This is a genomic window from Nocardia jiangxiensis NBRC 101359, assembly GCF_000308615.1.
In the GTDB taxonomy this organism is placed as follows: Bacteria; Actinomycetota; Actinomycetes; order Mycobacteriales; family Mycobacteriaceae; genus Nocardia; species Nocardia jiangxiensis.
Map to the genome: position 1 here is coordinate 379,754 of NZ_BAGB01000047.1, position 23,845 is coordinate 403,598.

At 66.8% G+C, this 23,845-nt stretch carries 25 protein-coding genes and 1 pseudogene; 15 read left to right on the forward strand and 11 right to left on the reverse strand.

Annotated features, from left to right (window positions below):
• Position 1 precedes the first annotated feature (1 nt).
• The 6 genes from ON40_RS22210 (at position 2) to ON40_RS22235 (ending at position 4,734) form a co-directional block, all read left to right on the forward strand.
• On the forward strand, positions 2–862 hold the full coding sequence (locus ON40_RS22210; protein ID WP_040825633.1) for an SDR family NAD(P)-dependent oxidoreductase: 861 nt from the start codon (positions 2–4) through the stop codon (positions 860–862).
• Positions 863–893: 31 nt separating this feature from the next.
• Positions 894–1,454, forward strand: a complete 561-nt coding sequence (locus ON40_RS22215) for a nuclear transport factor 2 family protein (protein WP_040825635.1) — start codon at positions 894–896, stop codon at positions 1,452–1,454.
• Positions 1,455–1,495: 41 nt separating this feature from the next.
• Complete coding sequence (locus ON40_RS22220; protein WP_040825637.1) at positions 1,496–2,323, forward strand: TauD/TfdA dioxygenase family protein; 828 nt, start codon at positions 1,496–1,498, stop codon at positions 2,321–2,323.
• The gene (locus tag ON40_RS22225) at positions 2,320–3,075 is read left to right on the forward strand and encodes an SDR family NAD(P)-dependent oxidoreductase (RefSeq protein WP_040825639.1); all 756 of its coding nucleotides are present in this window, start codon (positions 2,320–2,322) and stop codon (positions 3,073–3,075) included. The genes ON40_RS22220 and ON40_RS22225 overlap by 4 nt, the downstream gene beginning before the upstream one ends.
• Before the next feature lie 30 nt (positions 3,076–3,105).
• Positions 3,106–3,693 carry a carboxymuconolactone decarboxylase family protein gene (locus ON40_RS22230; protein ID WP_040825641.1) on the forward strand — a complete coding sequence of 196 codons (588 nt, stop codon included), beginning with the start codon at positions 3,106–3,108 and terminating at the stop codon, positions 3,691–3,693.
• Positions 3,694–3,834: 141 nt separating this feature from the next.
• Entirely contained in the window at positions 3,835–4,734 is a 900-nt protein-coding gene (locus ON40_RS22235) for an acyl-CoA thioesterase (RefSeq protein ID WP_083895824.1), read from the forward strand.
• A 136-nt stretch (positions 4,735–4,870) separates the two neighbouring features.
• Here the strand turns inward: ON40_RS22235 and ON40_RS22240 are convergent, their stop codons facing one another.
• Positions 4,871–5,527, reverse strand: a complete 657-nt coding sequence (locus ON40_RS22240) for a phosphate signaling complex PhoU family protein (protein WP_040825643.1) — start codon at positions 5,525–5,527, stop codon at positions 4,871–4,873.
• A gap of 140 nt (positions 5,528–5,667) precedes the next feature.
• On the opposite strand from ON40_RS22240, the gene ON40_RS22245 reads away from it, so the two are divergent.
• Positions 5,668–6,384 (forward strand): 3'(2'),5'-bisphosphate nucleotidase CysQ, encoded by a 717-nt coding sequence (locus ON40_RS22245; RefSeq protein ID WP_040825644.1) that lies wholly within the window; start codon positions 5,668–5,670, stop codon positions 6,382–6,384.
• Between the two features lie 959 nt (positions 6,385–7,343).
• Positions 7,344–8,519: an amidohydrolase family protein gene (locus ON40_RS22250; protein WP_040825646.1), complete on the forward strand. Its 1,176-nt coding sequence runs from the start codon at positions 7,344–7,346 to the stop codon at positions 8,517–8,519.
• Between the two features lie 260 nt (positions 8,520–8,779).
• Here ON40_RS22250 and ON40_RS22255 read toward each other — a convergent pair whose 3' ends face one another.
• Positions 8,780–9,607 (reverse strand): SDR family oxidoreductase, encoded by an 828-nt coding sequence (locus ON40_RS22255; protein ID WP_040826024.1) that lies wholly within the window; start codon positions 9,605–9,607, stop codon positions 8,780–8,782.
• Complete coding sequence (locus tag ON40_RS22260; RefSeq protein ID WP_245567930.1) at positions 9,604–10,092, reverse strand: VOC family protein; 489 nt, start codon at positions 10,090–10,092, stop codon at positions 9,604–9,606. The genes ON40_RS22255 and ON40_RS22260 overlap by 4 nt, the downstream gene beginning before the upstream one ends.
• Before the next feature lie 35 nt (positions 10,093–10,127).
• Here ON40_RS22260 and ON40_RS22265 point away from each other — a divergent pair, with 35 nt between their 5' ends.
• Both ON40_RS22265 and ON40_RS22270 read left to right on the forward strand, forming a co-directional pair.
• Positions 10,128–11,429: an acyl-CoA dehydrogenase family protein gene (locus tag ON40_RS22265; protein ID WP_040825648.1), complete on the forward strand. Its 1,302-nt coding sequence runs from the start codon at positions 10,128–10,130 to the stop codon at positions 11,427–11,429.
• A 76-nt stretch (positions 11,430–11,505) separates the two neighbouring features.
• Positions 11,506–12,534 (forward strand): phosphotransferase family protein, encoded by a 1,029-nt coding sequence (locus ON40_RS22270; protein WP_040825650.1) that lies wholly within the window; start codon positions 11,506–11,508, stop codon positions 12,532–12,534.
• Between the two features lie 187 nt (positions 12,535–12,721).
• On the opposite strand, the pseudogene ON40_RS55790 reads toward ON40_RS22270, so the two are convergent.
• A pseudogene (locus tag ON40_RS55790) lies at positions 12,722–12,886 on the reverse strand (zinc ribbon domain-containing protein); the annotation flags it as partial.
• Between the two features lie 410 nt (positions 12,887–13,296).
• Here ON40_RS55790 and ON40_RS22275 point away from each other — a divergent pair.
• The gene (locus ON40_RS22275; protein WP_040825652.1) at positions 13,297–14,082 is read left to right on the forward strand and encodes an enoyl-CoA hydratase-related protein; all 786 of its coding nucleotides are present in this window, start codon (positions 13,297–13,299) and stop codon (positions 14,080–14,082) included.
• A 1-nt stretch (position 14,083) separates the two neighbouring features.
• On the forward strand, positions 14,084–15,058 hold the full coding sequence (locus tag ON40_RS22280; RefSeq protein ID WP_040825654.1) for an NADPH:quinone oxidoreductase family protein: 975 nt from the start codon (positions 14,084–14,086) through the stop codon (positions 15,056–15,058).
• A gap of 9 nt (positions 15,059–15,067) precedes the next feature.
• Here the strand turns inward: ON40_RS22280 and ON40_RS22285 are convergent, their stop codons facing one another.
• Together ON40_RS22285 and ON40_RS50045 are read right to left on the reverse strand one after the other, a co-directional pair.
• Positions 15,068–15,667 carry a hypothetical protein gene (locus tag ON40_RS22285; RefSeq protein ID WP_169541891.1) on the reverse strand — a complete coding sequence of 200 codons (600 nt, stop codon included), beginning with the start codon at positions 15,665–15,667 and terminating at the stop codon, positions 15,068–15,070.
• An 82-nt stretch (positions 15,668–15,749) separates the two neighbouring features.
• A complete protein-coding gene (locus ON40_RS50045) occupies positions 15,750–16,583 on the reverse strand; it encodes a zinc ribbon domain-containing protein (protein WP_051193400.1) in 834 nt (277 codons plus the stop codon).
• A 340-nt stretch (positions 16,584–16,923) separates the two neighbouring features.
• On the opposite strand from ON40_RS50045, the gene ON40_RS22295 reads away from it, so the two are divergent.
• Positions 16,924–17,550 carry a lytic transglycosylase domain-containing protein gene (locus ON40_RS22295; protein WP_157186369.1) on the forward strand — a complete coding sequence of 209 codons (627 nt, stop codon included), beginning with the start codon at positions 16,924–16,926 and terminating at the stop codon, positions 17,548–17,550.
• Between the two features lie 20 nt (positions 17,551–17,570).
• Here ON40_RS22295 and ON40_RS22300 read toward each other — a convergent pair whose 3' ends face one another.
• Positions 17,571–17,948 carry a VOC family protein gene (locus ON40_RS22300; protein ID WP_245567931.1) on the reverse strand — a complete coding sequence of 126 codons (378 nt, stop codon included), beginning with the start codon at positions 17,946–17,948 and terminating at the stop codon, positions 17,571–17,573.
• A gap of 343 nt (positions 17,949–18,291) precedes the next feature.
• Positions 18,292–18,627 carry a hypothetical protein gene (locus tag ON40_RS51990; RefSeq protein ID WP_063713063.1) on the reverse strand — a complete coding sequence of 112 codons (336 nt, stop codon included), beginning with the start codon at positions 18,625–18,627 and terminating at the stop codon, positions 18,292–18,294.
• A gap of 124 nt (positions 18,628–18,751) precedes the next feature.
• Here ON40_RS51990 and ON40_RS22310 point away from each other — a divergent pair, with 124 nt between their 5' ends.
• Positions 18,752–19,324, forward strand: coding sequence for a hypothetical protein (locus tag ON40_RS22310; protein WP_040825660.1), 573 nt, complete (start codon positions 18,752–18,754; stop codon positions 19,322–19,324).
• Positions 19,325–19,442: 118 nt separating this feature from the next.
• Here the strand turns inward: ON40_RS22310 and ON40_RS22315 are convergent, their stop codons facing one another.
• Positions 19,443–20,504, reverse strand: a complete 1,062-nt coding sequence (locus tag ON40_RS22315) for an alpha/beta hydrolase (RefSeq protein WP_040825662.1) — start codon at positions 20,502–20,504, stop codon at positions 19,443–19,445.
• A 237-nt stretch (positions 20,505–20,741) separates the two neighbouring features.
• A complete protein-coding gene (locus ON40_RS22320) occupies positions 20,742–21,152 on the reverse strand; it encodes a nuclear transport factor 2 family protein (RefSeq protein ID WP_051193403.1) in 411 nt (136 codons plus the stop codon).
• Between the two features lie 85 nt (positions 21,153–21,237).
• Here ON40_RS22320 and ON40_RS53965 point away from each other — a divergent pair, with 85 nt between their 5' ends.
• The gene (locus ON40_RS53965) at positions 21,238–21,798 is read left to right on the forward strand and encodes a TetR/AcrR family transcriptional regulator (RefSeq protein ID WP_040825666.1); all 561 of its coding nucleotides are present in this window, start codon (positions 21,238–21,240) and stop codon (positions 21,796–21,798) included.
• 892 nt (positions 21,799–22,690) lie between these two features.
• Here ON40_RS53965 and ON40_RS22330 read toward each other — a convergent pair.
• Positions 22,691–23,842, reverse strand: coding sequence for an acyl-CoA dehydrogenase family protein (locus tag ON40_RS22330; RefSeq protein WP_040825668.1), 1,152 nt, complete (start codon positions 23,840–23,842; stop codon positions 22,691–22,693).
• Positions 23,843–23,845: the final 3 nt, after the last annotated feature.

Below are 23,845 nucleotides of genomic sequence, written 5' to 3' on the forward strand. Positions count from 1 at the left end.
GATGGCCGCACTGTCGGGCAAGGTCGCCGTCGTCACCGGGGCGAGCCGGGGTATCGGGAAAGGTATCGCGCTCGCCCTGGCCGAACAGGGGTGCACGGTGTACGTGACCGGACGCACGGTGACGCCTGGCTCCCGTCCGCTACCGGGCACGGTCGGCGAGACCGCCGCCGAATGTACCGCGCGGGGCGGGGAAGGCATCGCCGTGCGGGTGGATCACGCCTGCGACGATCAGGTGGCGGACCTGTTCGACCGGGTCCGGCGGCGGTCCGGACGCTTGGACATCCTGGTCAACAACGCGTTCTCGCTGCCGGAGGACCTCACCGATCCGGCCCCGTTCTGGGAAAAACCCCTCACGAACTGGGAGATGATCGACGTCGGGGTGCGGTCGAATTTCGTGGCGGCCTGGCACGCCGCGTCGATCATGGTGCCGCAGGGTTCGGGGCTGGTCGTGGCGATCTCCGGTTATACCGGGGTGAGTTATACGTACGGAGTCGTCTTCGGGACGGCGAAATCCGCAGCGGACCGAATGGCGCGGGATATGGCCGTGGAGTTGAAACCGCATGGCGTGACATCGATCTCGCTGTGGCAGGGACTGACCTGGACCGAACGGGCGCAACGCAATCTGGCGAACATCCCGGGCCTGGACGGTCAGGCCGCCACCCTGCCGCACAACGGATGCTCCCCCGAGTATCCGGGCCGGGTGGTCGCGGCCCTGGCCATCGATCCGGACGTCCTGGCCCGCACCGGCGGTACCTACATCACTGCCGAACTCGCCGGTGACTACGGCATCACCGATATCGACGGTTCGGTGATCCCCTCGCTGCGAGCGACCCGCGGCGACCCCATCTGGTCACCCATCTGACCTTGCCGCACAAAGCATTACGGAGAGCACGATGACAGCATCCCCCGGCGCGGAAACCCTCGCCAGACTCGAGGCACTGCTGGATCGGCAGGACATCCTGGACGCGCTGACCCGGTTCAGCCGGGGGATGGACCGCTTCGATCGGGAGTTGTTCCTGTCCGCCTTCCATTCCGACGCCACCATCGCCGCAGGCGATTTCGTCGGCGGACCGGTCGAGCTGTTCGATTGGTCCCGGGCGATGCACGAGGCGGGACAGATCGCGACACAACATAATCTGCTCAACCTCACGGTGGACGTCGATGGCGACACCGCGCACACCGAGCTGTACTACCTGTTCGCCGCACGAAATCGCGACGAGAGCAACTGGATCGCGGGCGGCCGTTACCTGGACCGGTTGACCCGACGAGATGGCCTGTGGCGAATCATGCTGCGCACCACCGTGATCGAGTGGTCCGGCATGGTGCCCACGATGCCGATCCCGTTCGCGGACGTGCCCGGCATCCACGGCAACGGCAAGCCCTCGCGCAGTGCCGAGGATCCCTCGTATCGGCGCCCCCTGATCAACCTGCGGGAGCCGAACATCCCAGCGTAAGCGGTGAATTCAGCACACGAGTGTGCAGGAAGGAGCGGCGTATGTCCGCACTCACCACCGAGAAATTGAGTGAGACGGTCGGGGTGAAGATCCTCGGCGTGGACGCCGAACGGCTGGTCGCCGACGAGGATCTGCCGGGGCAGTGTCTCGAACTCCTGGAACGACACAGCGTGCTGCTGTTCCCCGAACTGCACGCCGGGGACGCGGCCCAGGTGGCGTTCTCGCGGAAGCTGGGACCGTTGGCGAGTTTCCCCAACTTCCCGAACGAGCACGTCATGATCATCAGCTTCGATCCGGACAACCCGAATGCGAAGTACTACCCCAGTAACGATTACTGGCATATCGACGGGTCCATGGACGAGGTGCCCGCCCGCGCCTCGATCATGAGCGCGCACGAGATCACCGCGGAGGGCGGCGAGACGGCGTTCGCCAGCACCTACGCCGCCTACGACGCGTTATCGGAGCGGGAGCGGGAGCAGTTCGCCGAGATGCGGGTCATCCACCGCATGGCCAGGATCCAGAGCCGGACATTCCCGGACCCGACACCGGAGCAGCAGGCCGACTGGGCGCGGTTTCCGGATCGGGAACATCCGCTCGTGTGGACGCACGAATCCGGCCGCAGGTCACTGGTTTTCGGCGCATCGGCCTCGCACGTGGTCGATATGGAATTCGATCGGGGCCAGGCGCTGCTGGACGAGTTGCAGGAGCGCGCCACCACCCCCGACCGGGTCTACACGCACACCTGGACGGTCGGCGATCTGGTCATCTGGGACAACACCGGACTCGTCCACCGGGCCTGTGAATTCGACCGGTCGCTGCCGCGGCGCATGCACCGATCCACCCTCGTCGGACAGGAGCCGATCCAGTGAGTACCGCACACACCCCGCGCACGGCCGTCGTCACCGGCGGCGCCTCTGGAATCGGCGGGGCCATCGCCCGTCGGCTGGCCGCCGACGGGGCACGGGTGGCGATCTTCGATCGCGACGGCGAGGCCGCCCAGGCCGCCGCGAAATCCATTGCGGAGAGCGGTAATCGAGCGCTCGGATTCGAGGTCGACGTCACCGATCGGGCCGCGATCGACGCCGGAGTCGCACAGGTGCGCGAGCAACTGGGCGCACCCGGGATCCTGGTCAACAGCGCGGGCATCACTGTTGCCGGACCTTCCCTGGAGGTCACCGCCGAGACCTGGAACCGGGTACTCGCGGTCAATCTGACCGGTACCTTCGAGTGCTGTCAGGCCGTGCTGCCGGACATGATCGAAGCCGGGTGGGGGCGCATCGTGAACATCTCCTCCTCCAGCATGCATTCGGGCGTGCCCGGGATGGCCGCGTACGTGTCCTCGAAGGCGGGCGTGGTCGGACTCACCAAGGTGCTGGCACTCGAATTCGGGCGAAAAGGCATCACCGTCAACACGATTCCGCCCGGATTCATCGAAACTCCCATGATGCGGGACACCTTGAGCAAGGGCGTGTTCGATATGGATCTGCAACTGGCCAAGACTCCGGTGGGCCGCATCGGCCAACCCGAGGACATCGCCGCCACCTGTGCATTCCTGGTCAGCGAGCAGGCCGGTTATCTCACCGGGCAGGTCATCGGCGTCAACGGCGGCCGCAACACCTGATCCCGTTCCGCCACACGAGGAGTCGCCATCATGCCCCGCATATCCCCGCTGCCGAAGCCGGAGTGGTCACCGGAGATGACCGCGTTCGTCGACGGCTTCCGCACCTCGGTCATCGGCAGGAAGCCGACCGAGGAGAACCAGAGCGGGTCCCATCTGCTCGGCACCCTGGCACGCTATCCGGCTCTGGCCCAACCCTTTCTGACATTCAACCGCCACCTGCTCTCGGGCACCTCGCTCACCGCACGTCAGCGCGAACTGCTCGTCCTGCGCGTGGCGCATCTGCGGCAGTGCGGGTACGAATGGGCACAGCACGTCATCCTGGGCGAGCGCGCGGGCCTGACGTCCGAGGAGATCGCCCGAATTTCCGCCGAACCCACTGCCGCGCAATGGAAACCGCTGGACCGAGCGATGCTCGCCGCGGTCGACGAACTGCTCGGCGACGGCATCATCGCCGACGCGACGTGGACGGCGTTGTCGGGAGAACTCACCGAGGACCAGTTGATGGACCTGGTCTTCACGGTCGGCACGTACGCCATGGTCGCCATGACCCTGCGCTCGTTCGGCATCGAACCCGAGGAAGCGCTGCGGCCGTATCTCCCGGACCAGCAGAAAGGTTAGTATCAATATAGGAGAATACCATTCTCACCGAGAGGAGAGGCATGCATACGGCCTGTGCTATCAGTCCGCGACAGGAGCGGCACCCACTTCGACGCGCCGATAACTCGGCCCGCACACCGGGCGAGTTGCGCGGCGGCTGCTATGACTGCTGAGACTCACCCTGCCGCAGCAGATCCCGAGGCTCCCGCGTGGACCCAGGCCGAACTCGTGCGCCTGATGGACGTCGAACCGCAGGGCGCAGGCCGTTATCTCGCACCCGCGCACGGCCCGACGATCCGCAACGTCGTCGAGGCCGGACAGATGCTCGGCAGCGCGGTGGTGGCCGCGGCGAAAGAAGTTCCGCGACAACGGGTCACCTCGGTCTCGATGATCTTCTCGCGGGTGGCGAAACACACCGAGCCGCTGTCGATCGAGGTCGACATGCTCCGATCCGGGCGGACGCTCGGCACCGGACAGATCCATATCCGCCAGGATGATTCGCTGTGCTGCGCGGGCATCGCCCTGCTCGACGCGACCGCACCCGATCTGGTGCGTTCGGCAGCGCCGATGCCGCAGGTGACCCCGCCGGACGGACTGCGGCCCATGGCCATACCGGGCACGGAGCTGCTCGGTCGCGACATCCGCGTGGTCGACGATGCCTACGATCCGGATCCCGATCGGATCGGCCCGCCGGAGTTGTTCGTGTGGACGCAATTTCGCGACGCACCCGACAGCGACCATCTGCACGCCGCCCTGCTGACCCAGTCCACCGCGCACTGGACGGTCGCCGCCGCCCTGCGCCCGCACGCCGGATTCGGCGAGGCCATGGCACACCGGAGCATCTCCACCGGAATCACCATGGCCACCATCACCTTTCACGACGACGCCGATGTCTCCCAGTGGCTGCTCTACGCCACCCGCATCACCTATGCCGGGCGCGGCCACGCCCAGAGCGAGGGGCAGGTCTTCACCGAGGACGGCCGCCTGGTCGCCTCCTATCGCGTGCACGCCATGCTCCGCGCCTTCCGACCGCGCGGCAGCGGGAGCGGCGAGTTGCTGTAAGGCGCTGTACCGCAACGCCATCCCGCCGTGACACATCGCGAAACTCATCGGCCCCGATGACCGGAATCGTCATCGGGGCCGGGCGAAAAGGGAACAGTGGGGGTGTGGGCTCGTAGGTCTACGCCGCTACTCGGCTCTACTCCGCGGCCTCCAACGACAGCGGCGTGCCGGTGTGGAAGAAGTTGATCAGCCCGCCGATCCGCCCGCAATGCTCGGCACAGCGCTCGTAGTGGTGGATCAACAGCGCCAGATCCATCGCCACCGTGTGACCGTGCGGCCATTCCGGAGCCGACACCCGGGCCAGCACCTCGGCGCGCAGCTCGGCCAGCTCCGGATCCGGCGGAACCAGGGCGTCCCCCTTGCCCGGAGGTGCGGCGATGGCCGCATTGGTCGCCGCGATCAGCTCGGCGGTCGCCCGGCCGATCGCCGCGAGCTGTTCGGCCACCTCCGGCGGCGCCAGCGGATCCGGGAAGTACCGCACCGCCATCTCGGCGATTCCGCTGATCAGTGAGCCGATCCTGGACAGATCATCGGTGATCCGGATGGCGCTGACCACTTGGCGTAGGTCACGAGCGACCGGCGCCTCCAGTGCGAGCAGAATGACGGCCCGATTCTCGCAGGCCGTATATCCGGTCTGAAGTTCTTCATCGGCCGCAAGGGCCTCGTACGCGGCGGTCAGATCGGCCTGAGCCAACCCCACCGCGGCTCGTTCTGATGCCAGGGATGCCAACTCCGCGAGCCTCCCGAGCTCCTCGCTGAGCGCCGCGAGCTCTGCGGCGAATTTAGTTCGCACGCCGTAATCTTCGCTGTTTTCACCGCCATATGCACAACTTCCGTAAAACCATCCGCACGGTCCGTTCGCTTTCCGGTATAAGACCCCCGACCCCACCCGGCTCTGGCGCACTCGGACAAGCCAAGGTAATGATGACTGGCATGGATGATCACAGCGTTGCCGCGCAACTGGCGGCCGAGGCCGGTGAGTTACTGCTCGATATCCGGCACGAGGGCGGGGCGGCCGGGGACCGGAAGTCGAACGAGTTGCTGTTGCGGCGGCTGGCCGAACTGCGGCCGGACGACGCCGTGCTCTCCGAGGAGAGCACCGACAACCCGATTCGGCTCGAGCGTGAACGCGTGTGGATCATCGACCCGTTGGATGGCACCCGCGAATACGGCCAGCCGCCCCGCCCGGACTGGGCCGTGCACGTCGCCCTGGCCGTCGACGGGGTCGCCGTCATCGGCGCGGTGGCACTGCCCGCCGCCGACCTCGTCCTGCACACCGGAGAACCGCCCGTCCTCCCCCCGGCCACCGATGGCCCGATTCGCCTGGTGGTCTCCCGAACTCGCCCGCCGGCCTGCGTCAATCTGCTGGTGAACCATCTCGACGCCACCACCGTGCCGATGGGTTCGGCCGGGGCGAAAGCCATGGCCGTGGTCCGCGGCGAGGCCGATATCTATGCTCACTCCGGCGGCCAGTACGAATGGGACTCCTGCGCACCGGTAGCCGTGGCAGCCTCCGCGGGCCTGCACGTATCCCGCCTCGACGGCTCCCCCCTGCGCTACAACCGCCGCGACCCCTACCTCCCCGACCTGCTCATCTGCCGCCCGGAGCTGGCCGACACCGCACTGGGCGTACTTCGCGCGGCATCCTGAACGTCCCGCCGCGGCATCACCGGCCGCGGCCGATGCACATCGTCGAATTCTCGTGCACCACACAGCTTTCCGTGTAGCTCGCCCAGCGCACAGGAAGCGTCAGGCGCTGCCGGTCGGCCAGGGCAGCGGATTTCTCGGCGCAGGGCCGCTGCGTCCCGGCGGGTAGTCCGGGTTCAGGTAGCAGGTGATATCGGTTGGGTTGCACGGTAGTCCGAGGTCCGGCGGCGACGGGATCATCGGGCCGCCCGGATTGATCACCGGCGGGCGAGGGTGGTTAGGGCCACCCGGATTCACGCCTGACGGCGGACCCGGCCGGTTCGGGCCACCTGGATTCACACCAGAAGGCGGCCCCGGATGGTTCGGACCGCCCGGATCCACGCCAGAAGGCGGACCCGGGCGGATCGGACCACCTGGATTCACACCCGAAGGCGCGCTGGGAAGGTTCGGGCCACCCGGGTTGACGTTCGGCGGCGTCGGTTGAAGCGGTCCGCCGGGATTTATCGTCGGCGGCGGGCTCGGAGTGGCAGCACCCGGACCATTGGGGCCCGGGACACCGGGCGTGGGTGGGATGGGGTCGGCCGGTGGGGTCGGGTCCACTGTGAGCGGGTCACTGAGATCGGTTGTGCCCGTTGCCGGATCAGCCGTGGCAAAGGCGCCCGTCGCGCTCAGGAGTGCACCGCTGAGCGCGGCGGCGAAGAGGACGTGGCGGACGCGGGTCGCGGCAACGGTCTGCATGATGAGCTCCTCTTGTGGCGGGCGGACTCTGGGCCCGTCCCGATCCCCAGAGCCAACCAACCGGTCCCGCGAATTTCATGGGATGTAGTTGCACATTCGCTGTGAGCCGGACCGTGCGCCCTGGCGCGCAACCACCGCGACCCCGCTTTCCTTGCAATCCTTGTAGGCATTGCACCCTCCCGCATGTGAGAATACAATTCTCCTAAAACGTGAAGGAGACTTACATGCCCAAGCGGGATCTGCCCTATCGGCTGTTCGACGCCGACAACCACCTCTACGAGACCAAGGAGGCACTGACCAAGTTCCTCCCGAAGCAGTACCAGGACGCGGTCAAGTACGTGGAGGTGGACGGCCGCACCAAGATCGCGATCCTCGGCCAGATCAGCGAATACATCCCGAACCCGACCTTCGACGTGGTCGCCGCGCCCGGGGCCATGGAGGACTACTTCAAGAACGGCAATCCCGAAGGCAAGAGCATGCGGGAGATCTTCGGCAAGCCGATCCGTTCCACCGACGCCTTCCGCGATCCGGTCGCGCGCATCGAGGTCATGGACGAGTTGCAGATCGATCGGGCGCTGATGTTCCCGACGCTGGCCAGCCTCGTCGAGGAGCGCATGAAGGCCGATCCGGAGCTCATCCACGCGGTCGTCCACTCGCTCAACCAGTGGCTCTACGAGACCTGGTCGTTCAACCACAAGGACCGCATCTTCACCGTGCCGGTGATCAGCCTGCCGATCGTGGAGAAGGCCATCGCGGAACTGGAATGGGTCGTCGAACGCGGCGCGAAGGCGATCCTGGTGCGTCCCGCGCCGGTCCCCGGATTCCGCGGCCCGCGCTCGTTCGCGGTGCCGGAGTTCGACCCGTTCTGGAAGCGCGTGGTCGAACTCGACGTGCTGGTCACCATGCACTCCTCCGACAGCGGCTACGCTCGCTACGCCTCGGAATGGGACGGCACGCAGCGGGAGATGCTGCCGTTCGTCACCAACACCTTCAAGATGGTCAACGCCTGGCAGCCGATCCGCGACGCGATGGCTTCCTGGGTGTGCCACGGTGCGCTGTACCGCTTCCCGGAGCTGAAGATCGCCGTCATCGAGAACGGCGCGGCCTGGCTGCCCGGCCTGCTGGAAGACCTCGCCTCGATCTACAAGAAGGCCCCCGAGGGCTTCCCCAGCGATCCGGTCGAGATGATCAAGAACATCTACGTCAGCCCGTTCTGGGAAGAGGATCTGGTCGAGCTGTCCGGCCTGATCGGCGCGGACCACGTGCTGTTCGGCTCGGATTACCCGCATCCGGAGGGCTTGGCGGAGCCTGCGCGCTACGTCGAGGAGATCAAGGACCTGTCCCTGGACGATCAGTCGAAGATCATGGGCGGCAACCTCGCTCGGCTGCTGAACGTCTAGCGGGCGCGATCCCCCGACAGCCCATCGCCCCCGGCAGATCGCCGGGGGCGAAGCTGTGCACCACCCGTCACCGTCAATCGATAACGCCATTGCCACCCAGTCGAATTCAGCCTGCGAATCACCACGCCACCCGCGCGGCAGCTCACACGCAGCGGCCGGCCGGCAGATCCGCGCCGACGGAAGGCTCGTCCGAGCCGCGCGGCACGGAGAATGCCGGGCCGATGAATGTCAGTGCAACCGAGGGGTATTCGCTCGGCGGATCAGGCGCCCGGCCCGACTGCTGCGACCGCTCCGCCGTCGACCAGCAGATCTATACCGTTCAGAAAGCTCGCTCGATTCGACAGGGCGAATGCGACGACATCCGCGACCTCGTCGGCGGTTCCGGTGCGGCCCAAGGGGGTTCGCCCGATCAGCGCGGCAATGCTGGCATGTTCGGCGGCCTCCTGACGGCCCTGCGGGGTGTCGATCATGCCCGGGGAGACCGAGCAGATGCGCGCGCGGGTGGGGCCCAGGCGGACCGCCTCCTGCTTCACGAACCGGTGCACGCCGCGCTTGGCCCAGGAGTAAGCGATGCCGGGATTCTCCACGGCGGGTCCCAGCACCTCGCGCAGCCGGTCGAGGAAATCCGGGGCGAGCGGATCGTCCAGGATCGCGAGGGCGGCCGGATCGGGCGGTGCGGGATCCAGCAGCGGAGCCATGGAGGCGAAACAGACTGTGGCCGTGCCGGATAGGGCCAGCGGACGTAAGACCTGCGCGAGCAGGGCGGTGCCGATCAGATCGACGGTGAAGATGCGCCGCCAGTCGGCCATGGTCGGGGAGATGCCCGCCGCGTGCGCGACCGCGCGCAATTCGCCGAGTTGACCGGCCCGTTCGGCCAGGCGTGCCAGCCCCTCGGTGTCGGTGATGTCCAGCTCCACCGATTCCACTGTGACACCGGGATTTTCGGCCGTCAGCACGTCCCGGGCGGTGTTCGCCGTAGCCGCGTCACGATCGACCAGCAGCAGGGTGTCCACCATGCCCGCCACCCGCTGCGCACACGCGTATCCCATGCCGCGACCGGCTCCGGTCACGATTCCCACGGTGCTCATGCGGCGCCTCCCGGCGTCGGCGGTGCGGCCCAGCACTGCGCCAGGCTCGATTCGGCCGCGCGATCGACCAGCTCCACCCGGAAGCCCTCGGCACTGCGCAGGAACGCGAAGAACAGCCCGCCTTGCGGACCGGGCCGGCTGGCCTCGACCAGATAGCCGCGCTCGGCCAGTGCCGCGGCGTCGGCGGCGACGTCGGCGGACCAGTAGCCGATGTGGTGCACCCCGGCCTCCCCCGCCGGATCCCACAGTGTGCCCGCCACGCTGCGCACGACCTCCAGGCGCGGCACCGTGATCGAGTACGCGCACCGCAGGTCCAGCTCCGCGACGTTGCCGCCGGGCAGATCCACGGCCACGGCCCCGCCGACCTCCGGCCCCCACTCGTAGCCCAGGACCTCGGTCAACCGCGCCACGGTGGCCTCGAAATCCGCCGCCACGATGCCGATGTGGAACTGATCACCAGGATCAAGAATTGCGTTCTTTATCACGAGAAGGATATTCTCACCTTGAGAGAGGAGGCGCAATGGCATGGGATTTCGAGACGGACCCCGAGTACCAGCGCAAGCTCGACTGGGCCGATGAGTTCGTCCGCGAGGAGGTCGAGCCGCTCGACCTGGTCTGGGAGCACGAGCAGTTCGTGCCGCTGGAAGGGGCGCGCCGCGCGGCGATCGAGCCGCTCAAGAAGCAGGTGCGCGAACAGGGATTGTGGGCCACCCATCTGGGCCCGGACCTGGGCGGGCAGGGTTACGGACAGCTGAAACTGGCGCTGCTCAACGAGATTCTGGGTCGCTCGTCCTGGGCGCCGATCGTCTTCGGCTGTCAGGCCCCCGACACCGGCAATGCCGAGATCATCGCCCACTACGGCACCGCGGAGCAGAAACGACGCTATCTGCGACCACTGCTGGAGGGCGAACTGTTCTCCAGCTATTCGATGACCGAACCGCAGGCCGGGGCGGACCCGACCCGCTTCACCACGCGCGCCACCCGCGACGGCGACGACTGGATCATCAACGGCTGGAAGTTCTTCTCCTCCAACGCGAAAACCGCTGCCTTCCTGATCGTCATGGTGGTGACGAATCCGGATGTCAGTCCGTACCAGGGCATGTCGATGTTCCTGGTACCCACCGACACCCCCGGCATCGATATCGTGCGCAACGTCGGCCTGTACGGCGAACCGCTGGACGGCGGGTCACACGCGCTCATCCACTACGACAACGTCCGGGTGCCCGCCGAGGCACTGCTCGGCGGCGAAGGTCAGGCATTCGTCATCGCGCAGACTCGTCTGGGCGGCGGCCGGATCCACCACGCCATGCGCACGATCGGCCTGGCGCAGCAGGCGGTGGACATGATGTGCGAGCGGGCCCTGAGCCGCGAGACCGCCGGAAGTCGTTTGGCGGACAAGCAATTCGTACAGGGCTACATCGCCGACTCCTACGCGCAGCTGGCCCAGTTCCGGCTGTTCGTACTGAACACCGCGTGGAAGATCGACAAGTACAACGACTACAAGAAGGTCCGCAAGGACATCGCCACCGCGAAGATCATCATGCCGACGGTGCTGCACGACATCGCTTGGCGCGCAATGCAGGTGCACGGCGCACTCGGCACCACCAACGAGATGCCCTTCTTCCGGATGATTCACGGCGCGGGCGTGATGGGTCTGGCCGACGGCCCGACCGAGGTGCACAAGGGCACCGTCGCCAAACAGGTGCTGCGCGACTATCAACCGACCGACGGCATGTGGCCCACCCAGTGGATTCCGGCGAAACAGCAAGCGGCGCGGGCGAAATTCGCGGAATTCCTGGAGCACGAGGCGGGAAACCTATGAGCATCGGCACCACGCGCCCGGCCGATCGGACGAGTGCGCGGAATCTGCCCGGTACAGGCAAGAAAGCAGAACGACCATGAGTATCGATACCGCACGCCTGGCCGACTGGATGGACGCGCAGGGCCTGCCGGGTAAGGGCGATCCGATCGAGGCACGATTCCTGTCCGGCGGCACGCAGAACGAGATCTACCGCATCAGCCGGGGTGAGCACGTCTGCGCCATCCGCATTCCGCCGCCCGAGGCGCCGGCCGAGCGGGATTCGGGCATTCTGCGCGAATGGCGGATCATCGAGGCGCTCGAGGGCACCGACGTCCCGCACACCGCCGCGGTCGCGGCCTGCACCGATGCTTCGGTCCTGGGCCGCACGTTCTATCTGATGGGTTTCGTGGACGGCTGGTCGCCGATGGATCATCGCGGCGTGTGGCCCGAACCGTTCGACTCCGATCACACCCTGCGCGCGGGGCTGGGATATCAACTCGCCGAAGGAATCGCGCTGCTGTCCCGGGTGGACTGGAAGGCCAAGGGGCTGCACGATCTGGGTCACCCGGACGGCTATCACGAACGTCAGGTCGCGCGGTGGCTGAGCTTCTACGATCGGATCGACGGCGCACGCACCCTCGACGGCATGGATGTGGCGACCGAATGGCTGCGCACCCACCGGCCGCTGGACTACATTCCCGGACTCATGCACGGTGATTACCAGTTCGCCAACGTGATGTTCCAGCACGGTGGCCCGGCGCGACTGGCCGCCCTGGTGGACTGGGAGATGGGCACCGTCGGCGATCCGAAGCTTGATCTGGGCTGGATGCTGCAGGGCTGGCCCGAGGACACCAGCGATCCCGCGGTCGCGGACAAGGGCTACGCGAATATGCAGTACATGCCCTCGCGCGAGCAGATTCTGGCGCACTACGCCGAGGTCTCGGGACGTCAGGTCGACGATATCGACTACTACCTGATCCTGGCCAAGTGGAAACTGGCCATCGTACTCGAGCGCGGATTCCAGCGCGCCAAAGGCGATGTGAAACTGGAATCGTTCGGCCCGGTCGTGGTCGACACCATGCGTTCGGCCGCCGAGCTGGCAGAGAGCACGAAGTACGCACGTTAACCGTTCTCCCTCCTGAAGGCGGGAGATTTCCAGCTCGGACCGCACCCCAACCACCCACCCGCAGGAGGTGATCCGCTTGTCTGACATCCTCGACACCGACGTGGCCCCGTTCTGCCACGGCCAGAACCACTCTGGCAGCGTTACGGTCCCGACTGGCCGCGAAACCGCAACCCTCGCACCGAAAGCCTCTCTCGTGCAGTTCGAGTCGCTTGATTCTCGCGAAACACCGACTGCACGTCATAGTCGTGTACGCGGGCCGGACCATCACCACCCTCCGCCCGGCCCGCCTGGCACGCTCGGTCAGTTCACGCTTGACCGCACCGATCGCGGCATCAGCGGCCTTACGCGCCATCCTGGACTTCGCCAGGAACCTCGGTTCGAAATCCTCGACGGCGATCGGATCATGGCGCTCGACAACACACTTGGCCCACACCCGCGAATCATGCACGGTTTTTCGGGCGGCTTTCTTCGCCAGCCGAGCAACACGCCGCTTCGCTCGGGTCAGCAGCTTTCCGAGCTTGGCGAACGTCGGTTGCTGCCCGGATTTGTGCTGGTGGACTGCTTCGTTCCACAACCAGCGGCAGCGGCCCCACTCGGCCAACAGCGCTTTCTCGGCGGTGCGGCTGGGCCGAATCCGGTACGTGTACCACACCACCTCATCCACTCGAACATACTATCGAAAGGAAATGCCATGAACCACAGGCGACGCGTCCACCTATTCCTTTCCGCCGTAAACGACTCAGTGACCAAGGCGGATCCCCGATGACCGAGAACACCGACACGAACAGCGAACTCGTCGTCGAACGGTCCGGCGCGGTGCTGATCGCTCGCCTCAACCGGCCCGAGGCGCGCAATGCGCTGAACGGCAACCTGATTCGTGGAATCGGTCAGGCCGTGCTGGACGCCGAGTCGGATCCGGGGATCCGCGCGATCGTGCTCATCGGCACCGGTGACCGCGCCTTCTGCGCGGGCATGGATCTGCGCGCCTTCGCCGAAGGTGAGACCTTCGGCGCGGACCCCGCCACCGAGGCGTACGGGCGACTGAGCAAGGGGCAGGCGAGCGTGCCGGTGATCGGTGCGGCCAATGCCACCGCGGTCGGCGGCGGTCTGGAATTGCTGCTGGGCTGCGATCTCATCGTGGCCTCCTCGGCCGCGAAATTCGGCTTCCCCGAGGTGAAGCGGGGATTGTTCGCCGCGGGCGGCGGCACCACGGTCGGCACTCGGATTCCGCTGGCCATCGCACTGGAACTGCTGCTGACCGGTGACTTCGTCAGTGCCGCACGGGCATACGAGGTCGGGCTGATCAATGCCGTCGCCGAACCCGACCAGGTGCTGTCCACCGCGGTGGCCCTGGCCGAGCGGATCGCCGCCAACGCACCGCTGGGTCTGGCAGCTTCCAAAGAGCTTGCCCGCCTTGCGGTCGCCGACGCCGACGAGGCCGAGGCGCGTCTGAAGACCTGGCAGGCAAAGGTTTTCACCAGCGCCGACGCCAAGGAGGGCGCTCGCGCGTTCGCCGAGAAGCGCACCCCGCAGTGGCAGGGTAACTGACGTGCGCGCGGTGATCTGCCCGGCCTACGGGCCGCCGGAGATCATCCGCATCGAGGAACGGCCGTCGCCCGCACCCGGACCGGGACAGGTCCGGGTGCGGGTCGGCGCGGCCGCGGTCAACTTCCCCGATGTGCTGGTGATTGCGGGCGAATACCAGATCAAGGTGCCGCCGCCGTTCGTGCCGGGCAGCGAATTCGCCGGAGCCGTGGTCGAAGTCGGCGATGAGGTCACCGAGCTCGCGGTGGGCGACCGGGTGACCGGCACCGGCATCGTCGGGGCATTCGCCGAGGAGATCACGGTACCCGCAGAAGGACTCACGCGCATCCCCGACGGGGTGGACGATCATCGCGCCGCGGCGTTCGGAGTCGCGTATCGGACCGCCTATCACTGTCTGCGGTCCGTGGCGCGGGTAGGCGCCGGAGATCGGCTGGTGGTACTCGGCGCGGGCGGCGGAGTCGGCCTCGCCGCGGTGCAACTCGGCGTGCAGTTGGGCGCGGAGGTCACCGCCGTGGCTTCCTCGGCCGAAAAGCTCAGCGCGGCGGCCGGATACGGCGCAAAGCACCTGATCGATCACACCGCCGGAGATCTGCGCGGTGCGTTGCGCGAGGCATTGCCGGAGGGTGCGCACGCGGTCCTGGACCCGGTGGGCGGTCGGCTGTCCGAGCCCGCACTGCGTTCCCTCGGGCGCGGGGGCCGATTCGTGGCCGTCGGATTCGCCTCGGGCGTGATTCCGCAGATCCCGCTGAATCTGGTGCTGGTCAAGGGAATTCAGCTCCTCGGCTTCCAGTTCCAGGATCTGGATCGGGACGAGTTCGGGCGCAACGAACGCGAATTGCGCGAGTTGCTGACCACCGGGCGGGTGCACCCGCACATCAGTGCGATCTATCCGCTCGCCGATGCGGCGACCGCGCTACGCCGGGTGGCCGATGGCAGGGCGATCGGCAAGATCCTGATCGATCTCACGGGTGCACCCTGACCGCGAGAGTCACCGCACGCGTACGCGTCCGGCCGTGAACGACGCCGCCGCATGATCGATGGCCTGCAACGGCTGATCGAAAATATCGACCGATGCACGCAGCCCCGTAGTGCCGTGAATTCGTCGATGCAGCATATTCCGCACAGCCGGCTGTCCGAGCCCCTCCACCCCGGGGGTGTCGGCGTCGACCTGTGGTGCAAGATCCACGACCAGCAGCTGCTTGCCCAACCACCGATGTATTCGGAAGCCGAGTACCGCATCCCACGGGAGAAACACCGGAGCCGATCCATTGTCCGCGTTGATTCGCACGCCCGCCTGCGACAACCGCATCGCCTCGGCAACCACCTCCGCCGACTGCCACGTCCGGCGCAATCGCGCCATGCCACGCAGTTTGCGCACACCGCTGTAGGCGAACAGCAGCACAACCAGGAACTCCAGGAGGCCGACCAGCCCGGCCAACCACACGATCACCCCACCCAGCAAAGCCATTATCGCCGCAGCCACCAGGTCAGTGACAGCACTGAACATGCTCCACCCGAGTGTTTTCGCCCGAGCCCGCTCCACCACCGCGCGATTCACCCCGACAACGAACTCCCCCGCCACATCCACCCGCGCCACAGTACAGCGTGAACCCCATAAGCCGATCGTGTGCCGTCGACGCCGAATTGCGGCGGCCGCTGCCGGTTCCGGCCTACAAGTCGCCGACGGCTATTTGAACGACGATCCCGCCGAAACGTGCCTCCTGCATGATCGCCGGGTGTTCGTCGATGAAACACACACCCGTTCGGCTGACCTCGACGCATTCCTCGTATCGGGAGCTGGAGCCGTCCGACTGCTCGACCGTGTCGGTGTAGTAGGCGATCATTCCGCCGCTCATATCGATGTTGAAACCGGTGACCCGACGTCCCGCGCGGTCGGTGGTGCGGTGGAAGCAGTGATCGCAGACCGCGCGCGGATAGCGCGCCTGGTAAACCGCCGGCCGCCCACAGTGCGGGCAAGGCTGGGTGTAGCGACGTCCAGGGGTCGGGCTTTCCAGCAGGAAATCGTTGTGGGCGAGGATTTTCCGGCCGGAGTCCCCTTGGCCCTGGTTATTCCGCAGAATGAGCAGGATGAACTCGGCGTAGTCGGCTGTCTCGGCGTCGAGCGCTGCGCGGGCGGGTATTTCGTCGATGCGTGTGAGCCCGGCATCGTAGGCGTCGAGCGCCACTCGGTGCACGGCCGAGAGTTCGCTGTCGGGGATATGCCGGTTGGCATGTTCGGCTTGGGCCAGGTGTTCGGCGATCACCGCGTCGATGTCTCGGTCGGCCGACAATACTCCGCCACCGGTACGGGTCGTGGACACCAGGACATAGCCGTCCGTACCGCTGCGGAGCGTCTCCAGAAAGGCGAAACCTCTCCCGTAGCGGGCATTCTCGAGCCCTTGATGGGGGTAGGCGATGAGAGTGCCCGGATCCTGTGCCCAATCGCGCGCGATCCGCAGTGCTTCGTCGTAGCCGAGCGGAGAATTCGGGTCCGGGCGTTCCATGACCTGAAGCCTATCGAGCCGGATGTCGCGGACCGATCGGGATTTCGGTGCGACAGGATGTCCTGACCTGCAGAGCATTTCGGTGCCGTGCGTCCGGGCAGGCACGGTCGCCGGTTTCGCTCCCTTCCCGCGATATCACCGATCATGCTGTTGGAGAACGTATTTCGAGCTAGATGGGCGTTACCGAGCGCTCGGCGGCCGATATCGATACAATGACGTCCGCTCGCATGTATGTCACGGAGGTAGTACCGAGGTGGGACGTCACCGGAGGGAGCCGGATCCAGTGATCCGGCGCAGGTCAGTGATCGCGTTGTCCGGTTTGGTTCCCGGGGTGGTCTCGTTGACCGCCCTCGCCACCCAAGCCTCGGCAGCCGAGACCACGCCCGAGGTCCGGATGGTTGCGCTGCCCACCGGATCGGCCGGCACCGGGTCGGCGGAATCGGGGTCGGCGGGTACGGGATCCGCGGACTCCGGATCGGCTTCCGGCTCGAGCGCCCCGGAAATTCCCGGGGTCGCGGCAACCGCCTACAAGGTCGCCGCAGCCGAACTCGCTGTGGAGCAACCTCAGTGCCACATGCCGTGGCAGCTGCTCGCCGGTATCGGCCGGGTCGAGTCGCATCACGCGAACAACGGCAACGTCGACATGTTCGGGACGACCCGTCGCGCAATCTACGGCCCGGCCCTGGACGGCACGCTGCCCGGCAACGAGGTGATCCGCAATCACGCAGGCAAATTCCTGCGCGCGGAAGGCCCGATGCAGTTCATGCCCGCGACGTGGGCACGGTACGCACGGCCCGGCAGCAACCCGCAAAATCTGTTCGACGCGAGCTACACCGCCGGAAATTATCTCTGCTCAGGCGGGCTGAACATGCAGAACCAGGAACAGCGCACGGCCGCGATCATGCGTTACAACCACTCGATGGCCTACGTCACCCAGGTCATGGGCTGGGCACATCGTTACGCATAGTTCGCCCGGATCGTGACACCTCACGCGGTGGTCCCGCTCCGACGCGCAATTTGATAGACATTGCCGAACGGATCGCGGACCATCGCCCGCCGGTCACCGTACGGTGTGTCGAGCGGCGCCTCGATGGTGACGGCTCCCGCGGTCAGCGCCCGCTGGTACGTCTCTGCGACATCATCGACGTAGATGTACAGAAATGCCGGAAACACCTCGCGCTCGCCGGATTCCGACACCATGACCCGCGAGTCACCGATCCGCACCTCGGCCGGTCGATTCGGCTCGACCTCGCCGGCAGCCCCGAACACCGTCCGCAGGAACGCGACCGCGGCAAGCTGGTCGTCGACCACCATGCGTGGCGTCACCGAATGAAAACCCGGCGGAACCTCAGCAGCCGAAGTCATACCGAAAGTCTCGCACGCGCCCGAGTGAGTCCGAATATCTTCGGCGAATAACCCACGATCGCGGGAGGGCGTACCCGTGCGCCGCTGCTGGTCATCCACGGCGGTCCGGACTGCCGCTGAGGCCGGAACGGGGTTGTGGCGGATGCATTCGCGGGCATCCTCGCGGGTGGCAAGAGGTGGTAGGGAGGCGTGGGATACTGGGTGTTCTGCCTTCGATGAGCGGGGGCCGAGTTCAACCGGTCGGGGATCGGCGGGACGAGCAGGAGAGATCGGTGAGTCAGCCGTCGCAGTTCGACACGGACGCATTGCGCGCGTTGGTTGCGACATTGGAACAGCTCATCGGTCAAGCGTCCCGAGCGGTCGACGAGTTGAAGGCGGCCATCGCATCCGCCGAAATGTACGAGAGCGACGGTGCTGTGCAGGCGTTCGCCGCGACGTCGACGACGATACCGGAGCGCCGTGCCGACGGTTCCGCTCCGCTGTCCACTCCGTGGTCCCGTAGGCGAACGACGACACCGGCACCGCGCGTGCACAGTCCGATCACGACACAGCTCGACACCGTGCCACCGATGCCGATGCCGATGCCGATGGCCACGCCCCTGCCCACACCCACACCCATGCCCATGCCCATGCCCATGCCCATGCCCATGCCCATGCCCATGCCCAGCGTGACGGCCATTCCGACCGACCTCGATTTTCTGCTCCCGCGGAGGACGGCGACACCGCCCCCGCCGCTTGCGGACGAGCGCAGCGGACACGCGCGGACCGAGGACGCCGGCGAGTCGCTGCGGATCGTTCGAACCATGGCGGCCGGCCACAGCCTGGAAACCAGGGGGTTCGACCGCGAAGGCATCGATGTGCGCACCGTCCGCGAGATCGCCTCCGCCATCGATCGTCTGCTCACGAAGTACCCGATACCGTTGCGCGGCATAGTAATCGGCGAATCGGGAGATGGCTCTGCGAATGAACCAGTGCCACAGCACGACATCGCCCTGTGGATCGTCCTGGACCAAGCCGCCCTGCCGCAGTCACCGGGAGCGGCGCGGCGGCGATGGTTCGGACGCGGATTCGAGCGGGCGGTATTCACGGCCGTGGTTCGCGAATACGCCCGCGTCCTCGACCGCGCCGGAGACTTCCGAGCCCACCACCAAGCGTGGGAGACCGTAGTCACCGATTCCCTGAACAGCCGCAGGACCAACTACGACCTGCTGGATCCCGCCGCGGCGCTGATCGACGGCTTCACCGAGGTGAACCTGCGCGGCAAGCGCGCCGGAAAAACCGCGAAACTCCTGCACGACGCGCTGGCCAACGCCGCGTCCGGTCCGAGCACGCTGGTCGACTCGACCGACGTTTCGCTGGCTCGGCCCGGTCGGTGACCGGCGCTGAATACCTTGGGGTAGTGCGGTTTCCGGCGAAATGCGGCACAGAGCATCGAGCGGACACCGCAGGCCGCGCACGTCGGGACCGGAGCTCCGGCAGCAGATGGCGCGTCGTTCAGAAGCCGTGGGTCCGCAACCACCCGTCGAGATCGTCGCGCACCTGCGCCGCTGTGGGTTCCAGGGTCAGGCCGTGGGTGGCGCCGTCGACGATGTCGGTGGTGACGTCCCTGCTGCCGGTGAACAACCTGCCTTGGAAGCGGGCTCGGTTGACGTCGAATACTCGGTCGTTGGTGCCGGCGAGGAACAGCACCGGGACGTGGATTGCGCCGAGGCGGGTGGGGTCGATCAGGGTCGCCTCGGTCAGGGAGATCATGTCACCGCAGGGGTTCACCGCACGCAGGGGAGTTGCGGCAGCCAGGACGTTCGGGGGCGACTGGGCCAGGAAATCCTGTTGGAAGGCTTGGACATTCGGGGTCAGGTAGCTGTATCCGGGAGCGCCGGCCGGGGACTTCTGCGCACCGGCGAGGCAGGTGGATCCCCAGGACAGGGTGCCGACCAGTTGCTCCGGGGTCAGGGCGAGATCGGAGTAGGACAGCACGCCGACGGCGTCCACGTCGTTGAACGAGTACGCCTCGACCTGGGCGACCGCGCCGCCGAGCGAATGTCCCAGCAGCGCAACGCGCTGGAAGGCCACCGCCCCGCCGTCCGCGGAATAGTTGCCCGATCGCAGGTCCTGAACGATCTGATGGGCGACGGTCGCCTGGCCGCCCACACAGCTGAGCGTCCCCGGCGGCTGACCGCTCGCACCGTAGCCGAGCCGATCGATCGTGACCGACACATGCCCGCGTTCGGCCATCTCCCGCACGTGGTCGTAGCCGGGCACGGCACCGAACCGCCAGAACCACTCCCCCAGCTCGAGTCCGTGCAGATACAGCGCCGTACTGGTAGCGGTGCGCCCCGCCAGCGCCCGCGCCGGACCGGTGAGATGCCCGTGCACCGTGTAGGTTCGGCCGTCGGTTCCGCACGGCACCCCCGAGGTGTTCACGTTGCGGACCGAGAACGTGATCGCCCGGTCGACGATGCTCTCTCCGGGCGCCGCGGCAGCCATCGGAACGGCCGGAACGGCGAGAGACAGCACCGAGATCACGGCGGCCAGGACGAAGCGGGACAAGCGCATGGTTCCGAACCTTTCTGCAACAGTGGCACTTTCGAACGTTGTCTGGACGATCGAGAAAGCAGCGTGATCCATTCGCTCTTGCTCTGCCGAGCCGCTCGGTGATCCCGGCCGACGGTGCTACGCCGTACCTACAGGCACTTGCACTCCAGGCGATCCTACGACCTCGCCGACCCGATCCTGGGCCGGGGCAACTCGTCCGACTGCGAGTCCCGCTCAAGACATCCGCGCAGTTCTCGACTACGCCCGTACGGGTGCACGGCGCGCGAGGATCTTGCGGTGACAGATGCGCCAGCCTTGCGGTTCCCGGCGGAGCGTGTCCTCGTAGACGACCGTCCCGCTCGTACCGTCCGCATTGACCGCCAGCCCCTTGGAGCGCGCCCGCACCCGGTCACCGTCCTGTGCGACCAGAACGATATTGGTGACGTGATGCCCCAGCGGCTGGGCCGGATCGTCCTGGTTGTCGCGGGACAATTTCCGTAGCGCCGCAATACCGTTGGTCGTGCCGAGCCCGAAGTCCTCCAGGTCCAGCACCACGTCGTCGGAGAACAGCTCACTCCATCGATCCCAGTCGCGGTCGTCGGCCACGTGCCCGTGCAACGCGATCGTCTCGTGAATCGCGATGCGATCCGCCGCGGTGATGTCCAACATTCGAACGCCTCTCACCTAAGTGGGGAACTCCCCGTTTATGCCTCGTTAGACTAACCGGGGAGTTCCCCACTTCGCAAGGAGAAATATGGCCGACCGCCCACGTCGCGCCGATGCGCGCCGCAACTACGAACTGGTGCTGGCAGCCGCGCGGGAGGTATTCGACGAAGTCGGGGTGAGCGCCCCGCTGGACGAGATCGCCCGGCGCGCCGGGGTCGGGAATGCGACGATGTACCGCCACTTCCCCACCCGCCGGGACATGGTCATCGCCGTCTACGCCGAGGAGGTCACCGCGCTGGGCGAGTTGGGCCGGACCCTGCTCGACGATCCCTCGCCCGCCGACGCGCTGTTCACCTGGCTCCGGGCGTTCATCGCGCACGTATCCACGAAAAGTCAACTCCCCCTGGCCATTCCGGACGACGACGCCGGACAGCGATCGGCGCTGTACCGAGATTGGCACGAGACGATGCACACCGCCGCAGCCGATCTGCTGCATCGGGCACAGCTCGCGGGCGAGATGGACGCCGACCTCGACGTGGCCGACCTGCTCGCCGCGGCCAACGGAATCGGACGCGCCGCGGCCGACGCCCCCCAGATCGACCGGTTGCTGGCCATCGTCCGCGCCGGGGTCACACGCGGCACCGAGTGAGCGGCCGAAGGAGACGGAAATGGTCCGGCGGCTGGTGAACACGATGGGAGGTAGGACGGGCGACACCAGCCCCATCGTGCACAGGCTGTGCCCGTCCACGGCGGCGAGCACCGTCTGGGCGCCGGTCTCCCGGTCGATGCGGACGAGCCGCAGGTCGTCGGAGTTCGTCGACCCCGCGCACCCACACGTTCGTCCGGCCGTATTCCGGTGCCAGATAGGCGATCCGCGTCCCGTCCGGTGAGATCGACGCCCCGGAGAACTCCGGATCCGCGACGAACTGCTCGACGTCGATCGACTCGGGCAGGGACTCTCGCTCGGACACCTCGGTCATCCGAGCTCCTATCAGAGGCGGGACGGTGCGCTCGGTGGAGCGCACGGGCGACGCGTTCTCGCCGCACGACTCCGAGGCAACACCATGCCGTTGCGGCACAGTCAACTCACGGACCGCGGCAGGAGCCACGAGCTCGACCTCGTGCAACCCCCGCGGCTCTTGCTCAGCTCGGAGTCCCGGACGCCGCGCAATACACGTCCCGCTCGGGCATCGTGCCGTCGACCAGATATAACTCGTGGTGACGAGGGCGCCGCCGTGTCTGTCGGCGGATTGCCCTCGGGCGCAACCTCTTTGGCGTCGAGCAAACGACCGCCAAGCCTGTGCCATCCGACCGTACGACACCTTGCTGTAGAGCCCCACGAAGCTGTTCAACCGGAACAGGGCACCATCCACTCCATCGGGATGGACACCCGCGGGATCGCAGTTGGTCTTACCGGCAACCACTGCACACCGTGTTCCAGGGGCAGGGTCGAGGCAGAGAACAGCCGCGAGATCAGCGAGTCGGGGTCAGGTACACGACGCCGTCCACATGGGCCGGCGCACATGACTTGCGGCGCACAGTCAGCGCAGGCCCAGATCCTTCGCGACGATGGTCTTCATGACTTCGCTGGTCCCGGCGTAGATGCGCGCCACGCGGGCGTCGGCGTACAGCCGCGCGATCGGGTATTCGAGCATGTAGCCGTAGCCGCCGAACAGTTGCAGGCAGCGGTCCACCACGCGGGCTTGAACTTCGGTGCAGAACAGTTTGGTTCGGGCGGCGTCGGCGCCGGACAACTCGCCCTCGACCAGATCCAGCACGGCTCGATCGATCATCGTCTGTGCCGCCTCGACCTCCGCCGACATGGCGGCGAGTTCGAACTTGGTGTTCTGGTACGAGGCGACCGGCTGGCCGAATGCCTTGCGCTCCTTCACATATTCGCTCGTCGCGGCGATCGCCGAACGCGCCTGGGCGACCGAGCCGACCGCAACGGTGATCCGCTCCTGCGCCAGATTGTGACCGAGGTAGCCGAACGCCTCGCCCTCCTCGCCGAGCCGATTCGACTGCGGCACAAGGACATCCTCGAACGAGAGTTCCACGGTGTCCTGCACCTTGCAGCCCAGCTTGTCCAGGATGCGGCCCTTGGTGAATCCGGGACGGCCGCTCTCCACCACGATCAGGCTCAGGCCCGCGCGGCGGTTGTCCGGATCGGTGTCGGTGCGGGCGACCACGATCACCAGATCGGCGAGCAGGCCGCCGGTGATGAAGGTCTTCGCGCCGTTGATGACGTAGTCCTCGCCGTCACGCACCGCGGTGGTGCGGATACCCGCCAGGTCCGAGCCGGTGCCGGGCTCGGTCATCGCGACCGCGGTGAGCAACGTGCCGTTCGCCAGTCCGGGGAACCACCGGCGGCGCTGCTCCTCGTTCGCGTACTCCAGGAAGTACGGCAGGATCACATCGATCTGGGTGCGCACGGTGCTGAGGGTGACCAGCGCCCGATACGCCTCCTCCTGCAGGACCGCGTTGAACCGGTAGTCCCGCACTCCCCCGCCGCCGTACTCCTCCGGGATCGCGGTGCCCAGCAGCCCGAGTTCGCCCATCCGCTCGAAGATTTCGCGCGGCATGCGACCCGCGCGCTCCCAGTCCGGATAGTGCGGGACCACTTCCTTATCGATGAAATTCCTTGCCAGCTCCCGGAATGCCTCGTGATCGGCGGTGTAGAGGGTACGGCGCACGAC

Coding starts and splice junctions, on each gene's coding strand:
- ON40_RS22235 (WP_083895824.1), top strand. CDS start 3,835: ATGACTGCTGAGACTCACCCTGCCGCAGCAGATCCCGAGGCTCCCGCG.
- ON40_RS22245 (WP_040825644.1), top strand. CDS start 5,668: ATGGATGATCACAGCGTTGCCGCGCAACTGGCGGCCGAGGCCGGTGAG.
- ON40_RS22210 (WP_040825633.1), top strand. CDS start 2: ATGGCCGCACTGTCGGGCAAGGTCGCCGTCGTCACCGGGGCGAGCCGG.
- ON40_RS22265 (WP_040825648.1), top strand. CDS start 10,128: ATGGCATGGGATTTCGAGACGGACCCCGAGTACCAGCGCAAGCTCGAC.
- ON40_RS22315 (WP_040825662.1), bottom strand. CDS start 20,504: ATGCGCTTGTCCCGCTTCGTCCTGGCCGCCGTGATCTCGGTGCTGTCT.
- ON40_RS22275 (WP_040825652.1), top strand. CDS start 13,297: ATGACCGAGAACACCGACACGAACAGCGAACTCGTCGTCGAACGGTCC.
- ON40_RS22320 (WP_051193403.1), bottom strand. CDS start 21,152: ATGTTGGACATCACCGCGGCGGATCGCATCGCGATTCACGAGACGATC.
- ON40_RS53965 (WP_040825666.1), top strand. CDS start 21,238: ATGGCCGACCGCCCACGTCGCGCCGATGCGCGCCGCAACTACGAACTG.
- ON40_RS22215 (WP_040825635.1), top strand. CDS start 894: ATGACAGCATCCCCCGGCGCGGAAACCCTCGCCAGACTCGAGGCACTG.
- ON40_RS22220 (WP_040825637.1), top strand. CDS start 1,496: ATGTCCGCACTCACCACCGAGAAATTGAGTGAGACGGTCGGGGTGAAG.
- ON40_RS22250 (WP_040825646.1), top strand. CDS start 7,344: ATGCCCAAGCGGGATCTGCCCTATCGGCTGTTCGACGCCGACAACCAC.
- ON40_RS22300 (WP_245567931.1), bottom strand. CDS start 17,948: ATGACTTCGGCTGCTGAGGTTCCGCCGGGTTTTCATTCGGTGACGCCA.
- ON40_RS22270 (WP_040825650.1), top strand. CDS start 11,506: ATGAGTATCGATACCGCACGCCTGGCCGACTGGATGGACGCGCAGGGC.
- ON40_RS51990 (WP_063713063.1), bottom strand. CDS start 18,627: ATGGCCGTCACGCTGGGCATGGGCATGGGCATGGGCATGGGCATGGGC.
- ON40_RS50045 (WP_051193400.1), bottom strand. CDS start 16,583: ATGGAACGCCCGGACCCGAATTCTCCGCTCGGCTACGACGAAGCACTG.
- ON40_RS22310 (WP_040825660.1), top strand. CDS start 18,752: ATGGCGGCCGGCCACAGCCTGGAAACCAGGGGGTTCGACCGCGAAGGC.
- ON40_RS22255 (WP_040826024.1), bottom strand. CDS start 9,607: ATGAGCACCGTGGGAATCGTGACCGGAGCCGGTCGCGGCATGGGATAC.
- ON40_RS22230 (WP_040825641.1), top strand. CDS start 3,106: ATGCCCCGCATATCCCCGCTGCCGAAGCCGGAGTGGTCACCGGAGATG.